Raw genomic sequence first — 16,336 nt, forward strand, 5'->3', positions numbered from 1 at the left:
TGCGGATAAGTGGGCTTGAGATACCCGATATCACCAGCTCTTCAGGGCGCGCAGCGTCGGCGTCTTCTTGAAGACGTGATCGTTCATGCGCCCCATCAGACGGTCGAGAAGCGAGACCGCCTCGACCACGGCGGGCCCCTTGTTCAGCATCACGCATTCGGCCCGCGCCGCCATAGCGGCATCGGTCATCTCGCCGCGTGTCGGAATGCCCTGCTTAACCATGTCTTCCAGCACCTGTGTCGCCCAGATGCAGGGCACGGAGGCCGCCTCGCAGATCCAGAGGATCTCCTCCTGCATTTCCGCCAGCCGTTCAAAGCCGATTTCAGCAGCGAGATCGCCACGTGCGATCATCACACCGAACGGCCCGCGCTGGCGTGCCCGCGCGATAAGGGCCGGAAGATTGGTGAGCGCGAGCGGCTGCTCGATCTTGGCGATCAGGCCGAGCTGCCGATCGGTCCTGCCGTGACGAGCGAGGACGTCGTCGAGCAGATCGATGTCTTCCGGTCGACTGACAAAGGAATAGCCGATCAGATCGGCGCATTCGATGACCATCTCAAGGTCGGCTTCGTCCTTGCTGGTCAGCGGCGAAAGCCCGAGCGCGGTGTCGGGAAGGTTGATGCCCTTTTCGGGCTTCAGGCGAGTGCCGCCGGATTTGGTGCGCCGAACGACGATGATCGCCTCCTCCGCTGCGACGCTTTCGACAACCGCTTCGAGCTTTCCGTCATCGTAACGGAGCCGATCACCGACGGAGAGTCGGGTGACCATTTCCGGTAGCGAGACCGCAGCCGAGTGCGGGGCTTTCTCATCGATACGCGGAGCAGCATTTGCGACGAGGCGGACGCGATCACCGATCTGCAGCCTCGGCTTTTTGTCGACCGAGGCCACGTCGCCCGTTCTGATCTTTGGACCGGCAATGTCCATCAGAACCTTGATGTCACGTCCGCAGACGCCGGCGGCTGCCTGGACGAAAGCTGTCATGGTGCGCCACGCCTCCGGATCGTCATGGGCGCAATTGATGCGGGCGACATCCATGCCGGCCCGGGCGAGATCCAAAATAAGGTCGGGACTTTCGGCGGCCTGACTGGGCAGCGTCACCATGATTCGCGTCCGGCGGCTAGCCGGCTTTGTGCCAAACAGGTCAACAGTGGCAGCCTCAAGCCGCGCCTCGCCAGCAAAAAAATCTGTTTCCGCCGGCATGGCGGGAGCCTCTGCCCGGACGCCCGAAAGCGATGCCAGCGCATGGATCACGGCGTCGATCGTTGGCAGGACACGGCTCTCCAGCCGGCCCATGGAAGAGAGGCCAAGCGACATGAGGCGCCGTTGCAACAGACGAATATCGTGATGACGCAAAGCAAGGTAATGGGCCAGATTGGCGATCGCCGGATCCGCTTCGCCATTCCCTGACGACAAAAGCGAAGCTCCGTCGAGGATCGCTTGCCTAAGCGTCACCATCTCGGTGTGGGTTTCAGCTGCGCGAATGGTGGCGTCGGTGGTCTCTCGCATGTTCATGATCGGCCCTGCCTGGTTGTTGCAGAACCCTAATCCCGGCTTGTTGACAGCCCAATGACAGTCGATGTCGCAGGGATCTCAGAGCCTGAGGCTCCATACGGTGGCGTTGACCACGACACCGGGCTCAGCCACGAGCCTTGCCGCCCTTACCGGCTCAAAGCCAGCAATCCGCTTGGTGCCGGCGACGCGCCCGCCATCGGCAAAAACCTCCAGAGAGCCGTAGTCGAGGAAGACGCGCAGGCGGCGGGCGCCGGCCGCCTTCGCCAGATAGCGCGGACCCGGCGGCTCCTCGGGGCGGTCGAGATAGCCGTACAGGATCTCAAGGCCTTCCTCATGCTGGGCAACGGCCAGGCGAATGTCCGGATGGTCGAACTCCAGGCGAAACGCGCCGCCTGCCTCCGACAGCTCGAAGGTTATTTCGGCAGCGCCATTGGGCAGCTCTATGAGTTGCCCGGACGCCAGCCGCGTACGATCGAGCATGCGCGCGCGCAGGCTTTCGGCCGCGCCAATGGGAGGCGTCAGCAACGTATCTCCTTCGAGAACCAGCGTGCGCGGCAATGTCATCGCAGAGGGAAAATCGACGGTCGGACCGGTATCCGCCCAATTGCCGAGCCAGCCGATGCCGACCGGCGTGTTGCCATCGACGAATGCCTGGAAAGCATAGTTGTCGGTGCCGAAATCGAGTTCGCGGCCGAAGGACTTGGCGAAACTACGGCCGTCGAACCAACCGATATCGATCATCGTCAGATTATGTCGACCGGTCTCCTTGTCCTCGCCGTTCATCAGGCCATAGATCAGCGCCCAGCGGGTGGCTGGGTCGCGGTAGTCGCCATCCATGGGCAGAAGGCAGGGGCATTCGAGGGCCGAGGTTTGATAGCGGGTCTCGGTGTAGAGCTTGCCGACATAGGCCCAGCCGGCTGCGGCCGTGTTGTCCTCCGTCTGGTAAAGCAGCACCACGCCGCCCGTGCCGCTCTGACTGCCGAGCAGCGTTTTCCACAACCCATCCGGACCGCGGAAAACGTAAGGGTCGCGAAAGTCGAATGTCAGGCCTTCGCCATCCGGTCGACGGGGCAGGAAGACTTCTGCTGCACCCGCGCTGAACAGATCAGTCGATGTCGCCGTCAGCTGGATTTCCTGCTCGGGCATGCGCTCGGCGATCTTCTCCGTGAAGAAAACCCGGATGCCGGGCCCGTCGGTCCGCGCAATCGCCGAACCGGAGAAGGCGCCTCCGCGCTTGTCCGGTCGCACCGTCAGTTCCTCGGAGGGGAAGAGGAAGACCGGCAGATGCCGCCAGCGCAAATAGTCCGAAGAGACGGCGTGGCCCCAATGCATGTTGTTCCAGATGCGTCCATGCGAATAGTGCTGGTAGAAGAGATGCGGGCGTCCTCCGAATCGACCGAAGCCGTTCGGGTCATTCATCCAGCCGAAGGGCGGGCGGAAGTGATATCCATAAGGCAGATCCGGCGGCTCGTTCGAAGGATTGGTATGGATGACCGTGATGCCTGTCTCCAGCACGTCCGAAGGCGTGAACCAGTAGGCGACAGAGAGCGACGTAACCGCCATGTCATAGGCGAGGGTGACCGTGCCTCCGCCGAATACCTGATAGATGCGGAAGGAGTTCTCTTCCGCATTCGAAGCCTGCACTTCACCAAACTTGCCATTTGCGCTGTACAACGACACCGCCCCCGGCTCTTCCGGCGTCACCGCCTTTAGCCAGAGATGCAGCACGGCGTTCACAGGAAGTTCGACTTCGATAGCCCTGTAGTGATCCGGTATGCCGGTCGCTGTCGTCATGCAGGTCTCCCTTTTCTTTCTAGGCCAGCGCTCAACGGAAGGAGCTACGTGGCTGTTCCATGCCTCGTTGTCACAGAGGCTTCAGAAAACCGTCATGGCGGCTTCACTCAAAGCGCCTACTGCGGCGAGAACGACACTGAAGATCGGAGCCCTGCTCATGCGTCTCGCCGTTCTCGTCCTCGGCCTGCTTCTGACCCTCGTCACGGGGGCTGCAAGCCTTGCCCCCATTCCTCCGTCCAATCGTGCGGCCCTCATTCACGAGCGCCTGACCGAGGCCAACCTCAATCGCGATCATGTCATGGTCGTGGCCCATCGCGCCGGCTGGAAGAAGGATGGGGTCGTCGTTCGCGCCGAAAACTCGTTTGCCGCCATCGACCACGCCGTTTCGACCGGGGTTGAAATGGTGGAGCTCGATGTGAGGCGTTCGAAAGACGGCACCCTTGTCATCATGCATGATGAAACACTCGATCGCACCACCAGCTGCCAGGGAAAAGTGGTCGAGTTCACCCTTGCACAGCTTAGAACCTGCCGGCTCTTGGTAGAGGGAGACCGTCGCCCGACAGACGAACATGTCTTCACGCTCGAAGAAGCGATGCTGCATGCGCGCGGCCGGATCCTGATCAACATCGACAACAAGCTCGAGCCGGAAGCCCTGGTGGAAGTCGCGGATCTTGCCCGCAGCCTCGGTATGAGCGACGGCGTGCTTCTGAAGATGGCAGTGTGGAATGCTGAGCGGCTGCAACTCGCTCGCGACATCCGCCGCGCCATCGGGGCCGAGTTCGCTTTCATGCCGATCCTCGCCGATGACGCCGTGACCGAGCCCGCATTCATCGACCGTACCCAATCAGCGCTCGGCGCACCGGCCGCCGAGCTTGTCCACTGGTATCGGGATTCATCGGAGCCGATCACCTCGGATGGCGGACCTCTGCTCTCGCCCCTCGCCCGCGCGGCTGCGGTCCGCAATAACACCCATCTTTGGATCAACACCTATCCGATCACCGATCGCCCTGAGGGCATGGTGGCGGGGGGACGCGGCGATTATCTCGCACTTTCGACAGGGCGACCGGAGGATGTCTGGGGCTTCTTCATCGAACGGGGCGTGACCATCATCCAGACGGACGAGCCGGAAGCAGTGATTGCGTGGCTCGACGCGCAGGGGCTGCGGCGGTCGTATGAGCTGACGAACTGAAGCTTCACACAAGACCCGAACGAAAAAAGGCGGCCTGGGGGCCGCCTTTTCCAATTCATTCAGGACCTAAGCTCATGCGGCCTTAGCGGCTTCGCCGTAGGGGTCGAAGCGGCCGTAGAAGGTTTCACCCTTGGCGGCCATGTCCTTGAGGAGCGGCGTTGGCGTGAAGTGCGGGCCGTAGTCTTTGGCGAGGCGTTCGCAGAGTTCCACGAAGGTCTTCACACCCATGCCGTCGATATAGGACAGGGCACCGCCGGTGTAGGGTGCAAAACCGAAGCCCAGGATCGAGCCGACATCGGCTTCGCGCGGGTCGGTGACAATGCCTTCCTCGACGGTGCGGGCGGCTTCGAGCGCGATAGTTGCGAGGAAGCGTTCCTGCAGTGTCTTGACGTCGACGGCTTCCGGCTTCTGCTGCGGGTAGAGATCCTTCAGGCCCGGCCAGATATGCTTCTTCGCGGGCTTTGCCGGATAGTCGTAGAAGCCCTTGCCGTTCTTGCGGCCAAAGCGCTCTTCTTTTTCGACCATGCGGGCAACCAGCTCCATGTGGCGCGGGTCAATCGCCTTCTCGCCGAGGTCAGCAACGGTTGCCTTCAGGATCTTGTAGGAGAGATCGATCGCCACTTCGTCGTTCAGCGCCAGCGGACCGACCGGCATGCCGGCGAACTTTGCGGCATTCTCGATCATGACCGGCGGCACGCCTTCGATGAGCATGTTGTAGCTCTCGGACATGTAGCGCAGGACGCAGCGGTTGACGAAGAAGCCGCGCGTGTCGTTGACGACGATCGGGGTCTTCTTGATCGCGGCAACATAATCGAGGGCCACCGCCAGCGCCTTGTCACCCGTCTCCTTGCCGAGAATGACTTCGGTCAGCATCATCTTCTCGACCGGCGAGAAGAAGTGGATGCCGATGAAATCGACCGGGCGCTTGGAGTTTCCGGCCAAGCCCGTGATCGGCAGGGTCGAGGTGTTGGAGGCAAAGATCGCGCCTTCCGGCAGCACGGCCTCGACCTTCTCGATGACGGCCTTCTTGACATCACGGTCTTCGAAGACGGCCTCGATGACGAGATCGGCGTCAGCGAGCGTGCCGTAATCGTCGGACGGCGTGATCAGCGAAAGGAGCTTTTCGCCCTCGTCCTTGGTGAGCTTTCCCTTACCGACGGCACCGGCAACGAGGCCTTCCGAATGGGTCTTGCCCTTTCCGGCAGCTTCCATGTCGCGGTCAATCAGCACGACATTGATGCCGGCAGCGGCTGTCACATAGGCGATCGAGGCGCCCATGAAACCGGCGCCGACGACGCCGACCTTCTTGATCTCGGACTTTGGCTGACCCGCCGGGCGGCGGGCACCCTTGTTCAGTTCCTGCATCGAGACGAAGAGCGAGCGGATCATCGAATAGGCTTCGGTGGTCTGGACGATCTCGGTGAAGTAGCGCTGCTCGATCCTGAGACCCGTGTCGAAGGGCACCTGGAGGCCTTCATAAACGCTCTTAAGGATGGCAAGCGCTGCCGGGTAGTTGCCTGCGGTTTCGCGGCGCATGATCGCGGAAGCGGCCGGCCATAGCTGGGCTGCGGCCGGCGTCCAGATGCCACCGCCGGGAACCTTGAAGCCCTTTTCGTCCCAGGGGGCGACAGGCTTCAGACCGTCCTTGATCATCTGCTTGGCAGCGTTGATCAGTTCGCCTGGCTCGACGACCTGATGCACCAGGTTCATAGCCTTGGCGCGAGCTGCCGACAGCGTCTGACCGGTGGTCATCATCTGCAGGGCGTCCTGCGTGTTGGCGAGGCGGGCGACGCGCTGCGTGCCGCCGGCGCCCGGGAAGATGCCGACCTTGACTTCCGGCAGGCCGATCTTGACCTGCTTGGCGCTCGACGCCACGCGGCCATGGCAGGCGAGCGACAGTTCGGTCGCGCCGCCCATGCAGGTGCCGTTGATGGCGGAGACCCACGGCTTGCCGTTGGTCTCGATCTTGCGCCACAGCCAGGTCATGCGACCGGCGGCGTCAAACAGCTTCTGGACAGCAGCGGTCGGGTCCTTGGCCTTTTCCTCTTCGAGCATGGAGAACATGCCCTTGATCATGGTGAGATCGGCGCCGCCGGAGAAGGAGGACTTGCCCGAGGTGAAGACCACGCCCTTGATGCCATCATCGGCAACCGTCTGCTCGAGGATCTTCTCGATCTCGTCCATGACTTCGACGGTGAAGACGTTCATCGACTTGTCGGGCATGTCCCAGGTGACGAGGGCAATGCCGTCTGCGTCGGTCTCGATGGTAAAGTTCTTGTAGGTCATGATGGGATTCCTCTTCCCTGAAATCTTTTGTCGCTCAGAAGACGCCGAGAACGAAACACAGCCAGGTCACCAGAAGTCCGAGAATGACAACACTGAGCCAAAAGGTGATGCGGTTCGAAAGGACATCCTTTTTGGCGAGGATAGGAGGCCCCTTTTCGGCGGCCTCTTTCATGTCGCTTTCGATCTTTCTCAGCTCGAAGTGTCGTTTGGTCTCGTTGTGGTGACCGGCCATGGTGCGCTCCTCAAACGCGCTCGATAACCGTCGCCGTACCCATGCCGGCGCCGATGCAGAGCGTGACCAGCGCGGTGTTCAGATCGCGGCGTTCCAGCTCGTCGAGCACCGTGCCGAGGATCATCGCGCCGGTGGCACCGAGCGGATGGCCCATGGCGATCGCGCCGCCGGCGACGTTCATCTTCGAATGGTCGACGTTGAAATGCTGCATGAAGCGCAGGACGACGGCGGCAAACGCCTCGTTCAGTTCGAACAGGTCGAAGTCGGAGATCTTCATGCCGGTGCGCTTCAGGAGCTTTTCCGTCACGTCAACCGGGCCGGTCAGCATGAGCGCTGGGTCGGAGCCGATATTGGTGAAGGCGCGGATGCGCGCGCGCGGCTTCAGACCCATCGAGTCCCCGCCAGCCTTGGAGCCGACGAGAACGGCAGCAGCACCATCGACGATGCCGGACGAATTGCCGGCATGGTGGATGTAGTTGATGCGCTCGATTTCCGGATGGGCCTGGATGGCGACGGCTTCGAAGCCACCCATTTCGCCGGGCATCTGGAAGGAAGGATTCAGGCTTGCCAGCGACTGCATGTCGGTGCCGGGGCGCATGTGTTCGTCGCGGTCGAGAATGACGAGGCCGTTGCCGTCCTTCACCGGGATGACGGACTTGGCGAAGTTGCCGGCAGCCCAGGAGGCGGCGGAGCGCTTCTGGCTCTCGACGGCATAGGCATCGACATCGTCGCGGGTGAAGCCATACTTGGTGGCGATCAGGTCGGCAGACACACCCTGCGGCATGAAATAGCCGGGGAAGTTGACCGAGGGGTCCATGTACCAGGCACCGCCCGACATGCCCATGCCGACGCGGGACATGCTTTCGACGCCACCAGCGATGACGATGTCGTCCGAGCCAGCCACGACCTTGCCGGCGGCAAGGTTGATCGCGTCGAGGCCGGAGGCGCAGAAGCGCGAGATCTGGATGCCGGGGGCGGCGAAATCATAACCGGCCTCGAAGGCAGCGGCCTTCGGGATCACGGCGCCGGCTTCCATCACCGGATCGACGCAGCCGAAGATGATGTCGTCGACGGTCGAGGTGTCGAGGCCGTTGCGGTCGCGCAGTGCTTCCAGTGTCTTGGCGGCCAGACGGGGGGTCGGCACTTCGTGCAGCGAACCGTCCTTCTTGCCGCGCCCGCGGGGCGTGCGCACATGGTCGTAAATGAAGACTTCAGTCATCGTCTCTCTCCCTTGGGCGCACGGGGGCGCCGGAATTTTTCCCTCTTCTCCCCAGCGGGGAGAAGTGCCGAGCGAATGCGAGGCGATGAGGGGGCGGATTGCGCAAGCGCGCGCCCCTCATCCCAGGCGCAACGCGTTGCGCCTAACCTGTCGGGCCACCTTCTCCCCGCAGGGGAGAAGGGAAAGATCAAAACGCTTCCGCGGCCATTTCCATCAGGCTGTCGGCGCCGGTTTCGATCCGGGCCTTGCGCAATGCCGTCTCCGGCATGACCTTTTCCATGTAGAAGCGGCCGGTCATCAGCTTGTTCTTGTAGTAGTCCGCATCGCCAGAGCCTGCGGCCAGGTTGTCATTGGCGGCCTTGGCCATCTTGGCCCACATGTAGCCGAGCACGACGAGACCGAAGAGGTGCATGTAATCGGTCGAACCAGCACCGGCGTTGTCGGGCTTGGCCATGGCGTTCTGCATGAACCACATGGTCGAAGCCTGCAGGTCGTTCAGGCCCTTCTTCAGGCTCTTGGTGTAGGCCGACAGGTTCTCGTCGCCACGGTTCTCCTCGCAGAAATCACCGATTTCCTTGAAAAGCGCCATCACGGCGCGGCCGCCGTTGAGGCCGAGCTTGCGGCCAACGAGGTCGAGGGCCTGGATGCCGTTGGCACCTTCGTAGATCATCGCGATACGGGCATCGCGGACATACTGCGACATGCCCCATTCTTCGATGTAGCCGTGACCGCCATAGACCTGCTGGGCCATGACCGCATGGTCAAAGCCCTTGTCGGTCAGGACACCCTTGAGGATCGGTGTCATCAGGCCGAGCACGTCGTCGGCAAGCTGCTTCTCGGTCGCGTCACCGGAGCGGTGGGCGACGTCTGACTTGAGCGCCGTCCACAGCGTGAAGGCGCGGCCGGCCTCGTTAAAGGCCTTGATAGTGAGCAAGACGCGGCGGATGTCCGGGTGCACGATGATCGGGTCGGCCTTCTTTTCCGGCGCCTTGACGCCCGACAGAGAGCGGCCCTGGATGCGCTCGCGGGCATAGTTGGCGGCGTTCTGATAGGCGATTTCGGAGATCGACAGGCCCTGGAGGCCAACGCCAAGACGGGCTTCGTTCATCATGACGAACATGGCCGCGAGGCCCTTGTTCTCGGCACCGATCAGATAGCCGGTCGCTTCGTCATAGTTCATGACGCAGGTGGCATTGCCGTGAATGCCCATCTTGTGCTCGATGGCGCCGCAGGTGACCGTGTTACGGCTGCCTACCGAACCGTCGTCGCCGACCATGAACTTCGGCACGATAAAGAGCGAGATGCCCTTGGTGCCCTCGGGCGCGCCTTCGATGCGTGCGAGCACGAGGTGGATGATGTTGTCCGACATGTCGTGCTCGCCGGCAGAGATGAAGATCTTCTGGCCGGAGATCTTGTAGGAGCCGTCGCCGTTAGGAACCGCCTTGGTACGCAGCAGGCCGAGGTCGGTGCCGCAATGCGGCTCGGTGAGGTTCATCGTGCCGGTCCAGATACCCTCGACCATCTTCGGCAGATACTTCTGCTTCTGCTCGTCGGAGCCATGCTCCAGGATCGCGGCGATCGCGCCCTGGGTGAGGCCCGGATACATCATCAGCGCCATGTTGGCGGAAGACATGAATTCTCCGACGGCGGTGTGCAGCGTGTAGGGCAGGCCCTGACCGCCGTATTCGGCAGGCACAGCCAGACCAAGCCAGCCGCCCTGACAATAGGCGTCATAAGCCTGCTTGAATCCCCTCGGCGTCTTGACCGAACCGTCATCCGAACGGACACAGCCTTCCTGGTCACCGGAGAGATTGAGCGGGAAGAGCTGCTCTTCCGCAAGCTTGGCCGCCTCGCCGACGATCGCCTCGATCATGTCGGGGGTCGCGTCTTCAAAGCCCGGCAGGTTGTTGTACCGCTCGAGACCAAGGACGTCGTTGAGAATGAAAAGCGTGTCGTTTACGGGGGCCTTGTAGACAGGCATCGGTCATCTTCCTCCAAAGACTTCGGTTCCGACGGGATCGGACTGTTCTGGCTTATACAAATAATTGACGTGCGCGTAAACGTCAAAATTTTTAAGCGCGGCATTTTTGCAAGGACCACGGTCCCCTCCCCGTCCATCAAAGGCCTCTAAAGGAAGGCCCTTGTGCGGGGCGTTACGACATAAGGGAGATACCCGTATTCACCGATTTTTCGCGAAGCTTAACGGCTTGTTTACCATGTTTCATGAAAGGTTGCGTTTGAAAGCTGGTGATCCATCCGCGATTCCGACGCGCCCTCATAGCCCTCGGGGCAAGAGGCATTCGTCGACGTCACACAGGACCACCTGGACGCATTCGGACGCACGCTGCGTCCGGCACCATCGAGGCGAGCAGAACCATGAACGGATCGCGATCCCAGACCCAACGGCCCGGCAACCCGTCCTCGCTGGATGCGTTGAACCGCACCATCGAAGGGCTTGAGGCTCGCATCGAGGGACTGATTGGCCAACAGAGCGCGCGCAGCCGCAGTGCAGACGAGCCGGTGGCACGCCCCCTGCCCGGCCGCCGCGCCGACGACCTTCCGCGCAGCGAACGCGATGTCCGCGACACCCGGCCGGATCCGCTTGCCGAAATCCGCCAGCGCCAGCGCGCGCTCGAGGAAAGCCGTGCCCGCAGTTCCGACCGCAGCCTTTACAGCCGCAGCGAGGAACCCTTGCCGCGAACGACGGTGCGCCAGCCCCTGCCTCCGCTTTCCGATCCGCAGCCGGCCTATGCCGTGCGCGCTCCCGTCGCACCACCCGCGCGCGCCAGCCAGGACATCACGGAAGCGCTGAGCGGCCTGCGCCGCGAATTGAAGCAGGATATCAGCGAAAGCCTGTCGCGCGAGATTGCCGGCCTGCGCAACGAGATGCGCTCGATCCGCCAGCTTGCCGAAGAAAGCCGCCCGCAGGACGACATGCGTCAGGACATTGCCCGTCTGGCCGAAAGCATCCAGCGTCTCGAAGGCATCAAGGCTCCGGGCACCGACGGTCTGCGTGAGGACTTCGACGACCTGCGCTCGCTGATGGACGGCCTTGCCCGCGAGGATTCCATGCGTCGCATGGAGCGCCGCTGGGATGATGTCGAAGTCCGTCTCGATGGCCTCGACACCGGCGCCATGCGTGACGAGATCATTCGCATCGCCGACCGCCTCGACGACATCAAGTCGCAGCTCGGCGGCATGGGCGACACGCGCGCGATCCGGGCTCTAGAAGACAAGCTTGTGACCGTCGCGTCAGCACTCGAACATATCGGCGCCCATATCGATCCGAACGAGCGCAAGCTGACGGAACAATTCGCCTCGCTCGACATGCGACTCGACGAAATCACCCGCGCCATCGCGGCGGGCAGCCGCAACAGCGGCCCGGGCAACGATCCGGCGACGTTTCATCGGCTGGAAGAGCGGCTCTCGGGTCTCGCACGCCAGATCGAGACCCTCTCCGAAACGCGCGCACCGCAGCTGCCGGATGCCTCGCACGAGATGGCAGAGCGGCTAGAGCTGCTGACCGAGCGCATTGAACAGCTATCGACAGAACAGGGCGCGGTCCGTCTGGAAGAGCGACTGGACCAACTCTCCTACATGCTGGAAAAGGCACAGCGGCCTGCGCCGGCGCCGGAACTCACCGGCTATCTTGCCGACATCTCCCGCAAGATCGATGCGCTCGACGGCAGTGCCGTCAACGACCGCCTTGCCGATCGGCTCGAAATCCTGGCGCGTCACATTGAGGAGCTCGACGCGCCGCAGCCGGTCGCCATGATCGATGACAGTGCCCTGCGAAACCTCGAAGACCGCCTGAATGCCGTGGTCGACCGTCTTGAGGAAACCAGCTCCTCCGCCCCTACTGGCGAAAGCGCCAGCCTCAAGGGGCTCGAAGACCAGATCGCCCATCTCTCAGCCCTGATCAGCCAGCCCTCGCCGGCCGATCCGGAGGTTTCGGGCCGCATTTCGGCACTTGAGGATTATGTTGCGACGAGCGACGAATACATCATCGAGGCCGCCCGGCAGGCCGCCGAGACCGTCATGGCCAATTTCGCCCAGCGTTTTCCGGCTGGAAGCCAGGCGGCATCGGCTGACATCTCCGCTCTGTCGGCCCTGTCGGATCATCTCAAGCAGCTCGAAGACTATAGCCGTCACTCGGAAGAGCGGACCCACCGCACCTTCGAGGCCCTGCATGACACACTCGTGCAGATCGCCGGACGGCTCGACGAGTTGCACCATCTCGGACAGCAGCCCGAAGCAGCACCTCTCTTTGCCCAGGCTCCCGTTGCTCCCGCACCGGTGCCGCGTGCACATCAAGCCGCAGCACCGGCTCCAAAACCGCCGCATATGGTCGCCGAACCGGTTGCGGAACCGACACATCCGATCGATCAGGAGCTGCTCGCCGCAGCGGATGATTTCGCCCAGACCATGACCGCGCTGCCGGTGATTGATGCCGCACGAGAAAAGAAGGTTGCGAAGCCCAGCCTGCTCGCCGGCCTCGGCAAGAAGCTGATGCCGGGCAAGAAGGCGCCAAAGGCCCCTGCAGAGCCTCGCCAGATGGTCGATCCTTTGCCGTCGATCGATCCGGTCGACGTGCTGCCGCCCGACGACGCGAATGAACTTTTGGAGCCCGGTTCCGGCGCGCCCGATGTGCGCAAGATCCTTGAGCGCGTTCGTGCCAGTCAGCAGGCAACCAAGGGTGCAACGCCAGCCGGCGCCGACAATGGGGACCGGACCGACTACATCGCCGCCGCCCGGCGCGCCGCTCAGGCGGCCGCCATGGAAATGGATCGTGCCCAGAAGGCAGCGCCTACAGGCAACAAGACCATGGCCGATGTGAAGGCCAAGGCGAAGTCGGGGGAAACCTCCCTCTTCGCGCGGTATCGCCGTCCCATCATGATGGCGGTGGGTGCCGTGCTTCTCGTTGCCATGGCCATGCCGCTCGTCAATACGCTGACCCGCAGCGAAGCGCCCGTCGCCATCGAAGAGACCGGTCAGGACGAGACGAGCGAGGCCATCATTGCAGAACCCGCAGTCGAGACCGCTGATGCAGCCGATGTCCAGGGCGACACCGGCACCGCGACACTTTCTGCGGCGTCTGCGCAGGCAGAGCCTCCAGCCGAGACGGATGAAGATCTTGTCGTCGCTCAGGACACATCGGCGCCGCCTGCAACTGTTCAAGCGGGAGACACGGCCCCTGTCAGCGCTCTGATGGCACCTGCGACGAGCGCGCCGGGCCAGACGCTCGAAGCGCCAACCAGAGTTGCCGATGCGGGGGCCAATGTGGTCGTTGCCGAGGAAATCGCGCCGGCTGCGCCTGCCGCAGAGATCATGGTTCCCTCGGAAATCACGCCACCATCGCTTTCGATCGCTGCCAAGGATGGCGATCCGGTTGCCCTTTTTGAGATCGGCGCACGCTATACCGAAGGTCGTGGCGTAACGAACGACTTCGCCGAAGCGGCCAAGTGGTATCGCCTCGCAGCCGACAAGGGTTTTGCCCCAGCCCAGTATCGTCTGGCCAATTTCCTCGAAAAGGGAACGGGCGTTGCACCCAATATCGGCGATGCAAAGCGCTATTACGAAATGGCAGCGAATGCCGGCAATGCCAGCGCCATGCACAACCTCGCCGTCATCTATGCCTCCGGCAAGGATGGCGCACAGGACTATGCCAAGGCGGTGGAGTGGTTCGGAAAGGCCGCTGATTACGGGATTTCAGACAGCCAGTTCAACCTCGCGATCCTCAGTGCCCGTGGCAACGGGACCTCGCCGGATCTGGTGACGTCCTACAAGTGGTTTGCGATCGCAGCCAAGGGCGGCGATACGGATGCAGCGCAAAAGCGCGACGAGGTGGCCAATGCGCTGAAGCCCGAGGAACTCGAACGCGCCCGTGCCGAGGTGGACCTCTGGAAGGCCAAGGAGATGGACCCGGACGCCAATTCGGTCAACACGCCAGACGAATGGGCCGGCAAGGGCCTGAAGACCGCAAGCGTCGACATGAAGAAGGCGATCCGTAACATCCAGGCTATTCTAAACAAGAACGGCTATGACGCAGGAACGCCCGATGGTGTGATGGGCGCCAAGACGGTCTCGGCGATCAAGGCCTTCCAGACATCGATCGGTGAACAGCCGACGGGTCAGGTGACGGATAAGTTGGTGACCGAGCTTCTGGCCCGCAACAAATGATACGGCTGTCATAAAAGACCGCGAATAAGGGTCTATGACGGGCTCTCGAATTGACTTGGATGGCCTTGAGGCGCAGAAAAGAATTCGAAGGGGAGCAAGTCCGATCAAGGACTTGCGCCTGGCCAGCATGAGAGAGAACAAGGGGCTGATAGCTCTGACGTGACCGCGCCCCAAGGCGCGGCTACCCGCATTTGAGGTCCTGACGTGACGATCTATCTGCCGATCGCCGAGTTGTCGGTCAATGTGTTCATCATTCTCGGCATGGGCGCGGCTGTCGGCTTCCTCTCGGGCATGTTCGGGGTCGGTGGCGGCTTCCTCATCACGCCACTCCTGATCTTCTACAACATTCCTCCAGTCGTCGCCGTTGCAACCGGCGCGAACCAGGTCGTGGCTTCCTCCGTATCGGGTGCCATTTCGCATTTCCGGCGCGGTACGCTGGATATGAAGCTTGGAACAGTTCTGCTGATAGGAGGTCTGGTCGGTGCGACGATCGGTGTCTACATCTTCTCGTGGCTGAGGCGTCTCGGTCAGCTCGACCTGATCATCTCGCTGCTATACGTGGTGTTCCTCGGCACGGTCGGTGGGTTGATGTTGGCGGAGAGCTTGCGGGCGCTTCGCCGGGCCGCCCGCAATGAAGCCGTCCCCCTGAAGCGGCCCGGGCAGCACAACTGGGTGCATCGTCTGCCCTTCAAGATGCGCTTCAAGAAATCGAAGATCTATCTGAGCGTCATCCCGATCCTCGCGCTCGGTTTCGGCATCGGCATCCTGACTTCGGTCATGGGTGTCGGCGGCGGCTTCATCATGGTCCCGGCCATGATCTATCTGCTGCGCATTCCCACAAATGTCGTCGTCGGCACCTCGCTCTTCCAGATCATATTTACCACCGCCTACACCACGATCGTCCAGGCGGCGACGAACTATTCCGTCGATATCGTGCTCGCCTTCATCCTGATGGTGGCCGGCGTGATTGGCGCGCAATATGGCGTGCGTGTCGGCCAGAAGCTGCGCGGCGAACAGTTGCGCGCGCTGCTGGGGCTTCTCGTGCTCGCCGTCGGCGTGCGTCTCGCGATCGAACTGGTCGTGACGCCCGACGACATCTACTCTCTGGCGATCGGGGGCTGAGATGAAAGCAACTCTCCTCGCTCTCACCATTGCGATGTTCACCGCTTGGTCGACCCCGGCGGCGGCCCAGGATCCGCTGACGACACAGCTTGCGGAACGCGAAGGCCTTGAGATCGGCATCTCTACCAGCGAGATCGCCATTACTTCGGATTTTTCTGGCGCCGATCTGACCGTCTTCGGTGCACTCACCAACACCGACCAATTGCTTCTAGCAATCGGGCAGTATGATGTGGTGGTGACGCTGGAAGGACCACGCGACTGGACGACCGTGCGCCGCAAGGAGCGGCTATTCGGGATCTGGGTCAACCGGACGTCGCTGACTTTCGAACAAATGCCAATCTCCTATTCCTTGGCCAGCACCCGGCCTGTGGAGGAGATCGCCGAGGATGACCTCCTGACCTCGCTCGGCATCGGCATCGATCACCTCGCGCTAACGCCCACGGGTTTCATCAGCAATTCCGCAAACCTCAGCGAGTTTCGCGAGGCGTTTCGCAGACTGAAACAGAATGGCGGTCTCTACCAGCGCGACACGGGCGGTGTGCGCTTCGTATCATCGAGCCTTTTTCAGGCGACGCTTCGGCTTCCTGCCAATATCCCGAATGGCGTTCATACGGTGCATGCCTACCTGTTCAAGTCGGGCGAGTTCATCGGGCAACGGGAATTGCCGCTGCGCGTCATCAAGACGGGTCTGGAAGAAGCGATCACTGAAGCCGCTCATCAACAGCCCCTGGCCTACGGCACATTTGCCGTGCTGCTTGCCTTGATCACGGGCTGGGCGGCAAGCCTGATCTTCCGGAAGGACTGA

Annotated in this window: 10 protein-coding genes; 4 read left to right on the forward strand and 6 right to left on the reverse strand. The window is 62.2% G+C overall.

The window, feature by feature from the left end:
- Positions 1-30: 30 nt before the first annotated feature.
- Complete coding sequence (locus BSY240_RS11360) at positions 31-1,509, reverse strand: pyruvate kinase (protein WP_069042383.1); 1,479 nt, start codon at positions 1,507-1,509, stop codon at positions 31-33.
- Between the two features lie 78 nt (positions 1,510-1,587).
- Positions 1,588-3,303 carry a GH32 C-terminal domain-containing protein gene (locus BSY240_RS11365; protein ID WP_069042384.1) on the reverse strand — a complete coding sequence of 572 codons (1,716 nt, stop codon included), beginning with the start codon at positions 3,301-3,303 and terminating at the stop codon, positions 1,588-1,590.
- A gap of 94 nt (positions 3,304-3,397) precedes the next feature.
- Between BSY240_RS11365 and BSY240_RS11370 the strand changes: the two genes are divergently transcribed.
- Positions 3,398-4,492 carry a glycerophosphodiester phosphodiesterase family protein gene (locus BSY240_RS11370; protein ID WP_236759246.1) on the forward strand — a complete coding sequence of 365 codons (1,095 nt, stop codon included), beginning with the start codon at positions 3,398-3,400 and terminating at the stop codon, positions 4,490-4,492.
- Between the two features lie 72 nt (positions 4,493-4,564).
- On the opposite strand, the gene BSY240_RS11375 is transcribed toward BSY240_RS11370, so the two are convergent.
- From BSY240_RS11375 to BSY240_RS11390, 4 genes are all read right to left on the reverse strand, one after another.
- Complete coding sequence (locus BSY240_RS11375; protein ID WP_083229618.1) at positions 4,565-6,781, reverse strand: FAD-dependent oxidoreductase; 2,217 nt, start codon at positions 6,779-6,781, stop codon at positions 4,565-4,567.
- 31 nt (positions 6,782-6,812) lie between these two features.
- Entirely contained in the window at positions 6,813-7,010 is a 198-nt protein-coding gene (locus BSY240_RS11380) for a hypothetical protein (RefSeq protein ID WP_069042386.1), read from the reverse strand.
- 10 nt (positions 7,011-7,020) lie between these two features.
- Positions 7,021-8,229: an acetyl-CoA C-acetyltransferase gene (locus BSY240_RS11385; RefSeq protein WP_069042387.1), complete on the reverse strand. Its 1,209-nt coding sequence runs from the start codon at positions 8,227-8,229 to the stop codon at positions 7,021-7,023.
- A 187-nt stretch (positions 8,230-8,416) separates the two neighbouring features.
- Positions 8,417-10,210 (reverse strand): acyl-CoA dehydrogenase C-terminal domain-containing protein, encoded by a 1,794-nt coding sequence (locus BSY240_RS11390; RefSeq protein WP_069042388.1) that lies wholly within the window; start codon positions 10,208-10,210, stop codon positions 8,417-8,419.
- A gap of 395 nt (positions 10,211-10,605) precedes the next feature.
- Between BSY240_RS11390 and BSY240_RS11395 the strand changes: the two genes are divergently transcribed.
- The 3 genes from BSY240_RS11395 to BSY240_RS11405 all read left to right on the forward strand — a co-directional run bounded on the left by BSY240_RS11395 (position 10,606) and on the right by BSY240_RS11405 (position 16,336).
- Complete coding sequence (locus tag BSY240_RS11395; protein ID WP_069042389.1) at positions 10,606-14,409, forward strand: peptidoglycan-binding protein; 3,804 nt, start codon at positions 10,606-10,608, stop codon at positions 14,407-14,409.
- A gap of 204 nt (positions 14,410-14,613) precedes the next feature.
- Positions 14,614-15,531, forward strand: a complete 918-nt coding sequence (locus BSY240_RS11400; protein WP_054149056.1) for a sulfite exporter TauE/SafE family protein — start codon at positions 14,614-14,616, stop codon at positions 15,529-15,531.
- A gap of 1 nt (position 15,532) precedes the next feature.
- Complete coding sequence (locus BSY240_RS11405; RefSeq protein WP_083229619.1) at positions 15,533-16,336, forward strand: TIGR02186 family protein; 804 nt, start codon at positions 15,533-15,535, stop codon at positions 16,334-16,336.

Origin of the sequence: Agrobacterium sp. RAC06, assembly GCF_001713475.1 — a bacterium.
In the GTDB taxonomy this organism is placed as follows: domain Bacteria; phylum Pseudomonadota; class Alphaproteobacteria; order Rhizobiales; family Rhizobiaceae; genus Allorhizobium.

What these genes read in the sequence shown, in the direction of transcription:
- BSY240_RS11360 (WP_069042383.1), bottom strand. Translation starts at nt 1,509, where the DNA reads ATGAACATGCGAGAGACCACCGACGCCACCATTCGCGCAGCTGAAACC.
- BSY240_RS11365 (WP_069042384.1), bottom strand. Translation starts at nt 3,303, where the DNA reads ATGACGACAGCGACCGGCATACCGGATCACTACAGGGCTATCGAAGTC.
- BSY240_RS11370 (WP_236759246.1), top strand. Translation starts at nt 3,398, where the DNA reads ATGGCGGCTTCACTCAAAGCGCCTACTGCGGCGAGAACGACACTGAAG.
- BSY240_RS11380 (WP_069042386.1), bottom strand. Translation starts at nt 7,010, where the DNA reads ATGGCCGGTCACCACAACGAGACCAAACGACACTTCGAGCTGAGAAAG.
- BSY240_RS11385 (WP_069042387.1), bottom strand. Translation starts at nt 8,229, where the DNA reads ATGACTGAAGTCTTCATTTACGACCATGTGCGCACGCCCCGCGGGCGC.
- BSY240_RS11390 (WP_069042388.1), bottom strand. Translation starts at nt 10,210, where the DNA reads ATGCCTGTCTACAAGGCCCCCGTAAACGACACGCTTTTCATTCTCAAC.
- BSY240_RS11395 (WP_069042389.1), top strand. Translation starts at nt 10,606, where the DNA reads ATGAACGGATCGCGATCCCAGACCCAACGGCCCGGCAACCCGTCCTCG.
- BSY240_RS11405 (WP_083229619.1), top strand. Translation starts at nt 15,533, where the DNA reads ATGAAAGCAACTCTCCTCGCTCTCACCATTGCGATGTTCACCGCTTGG.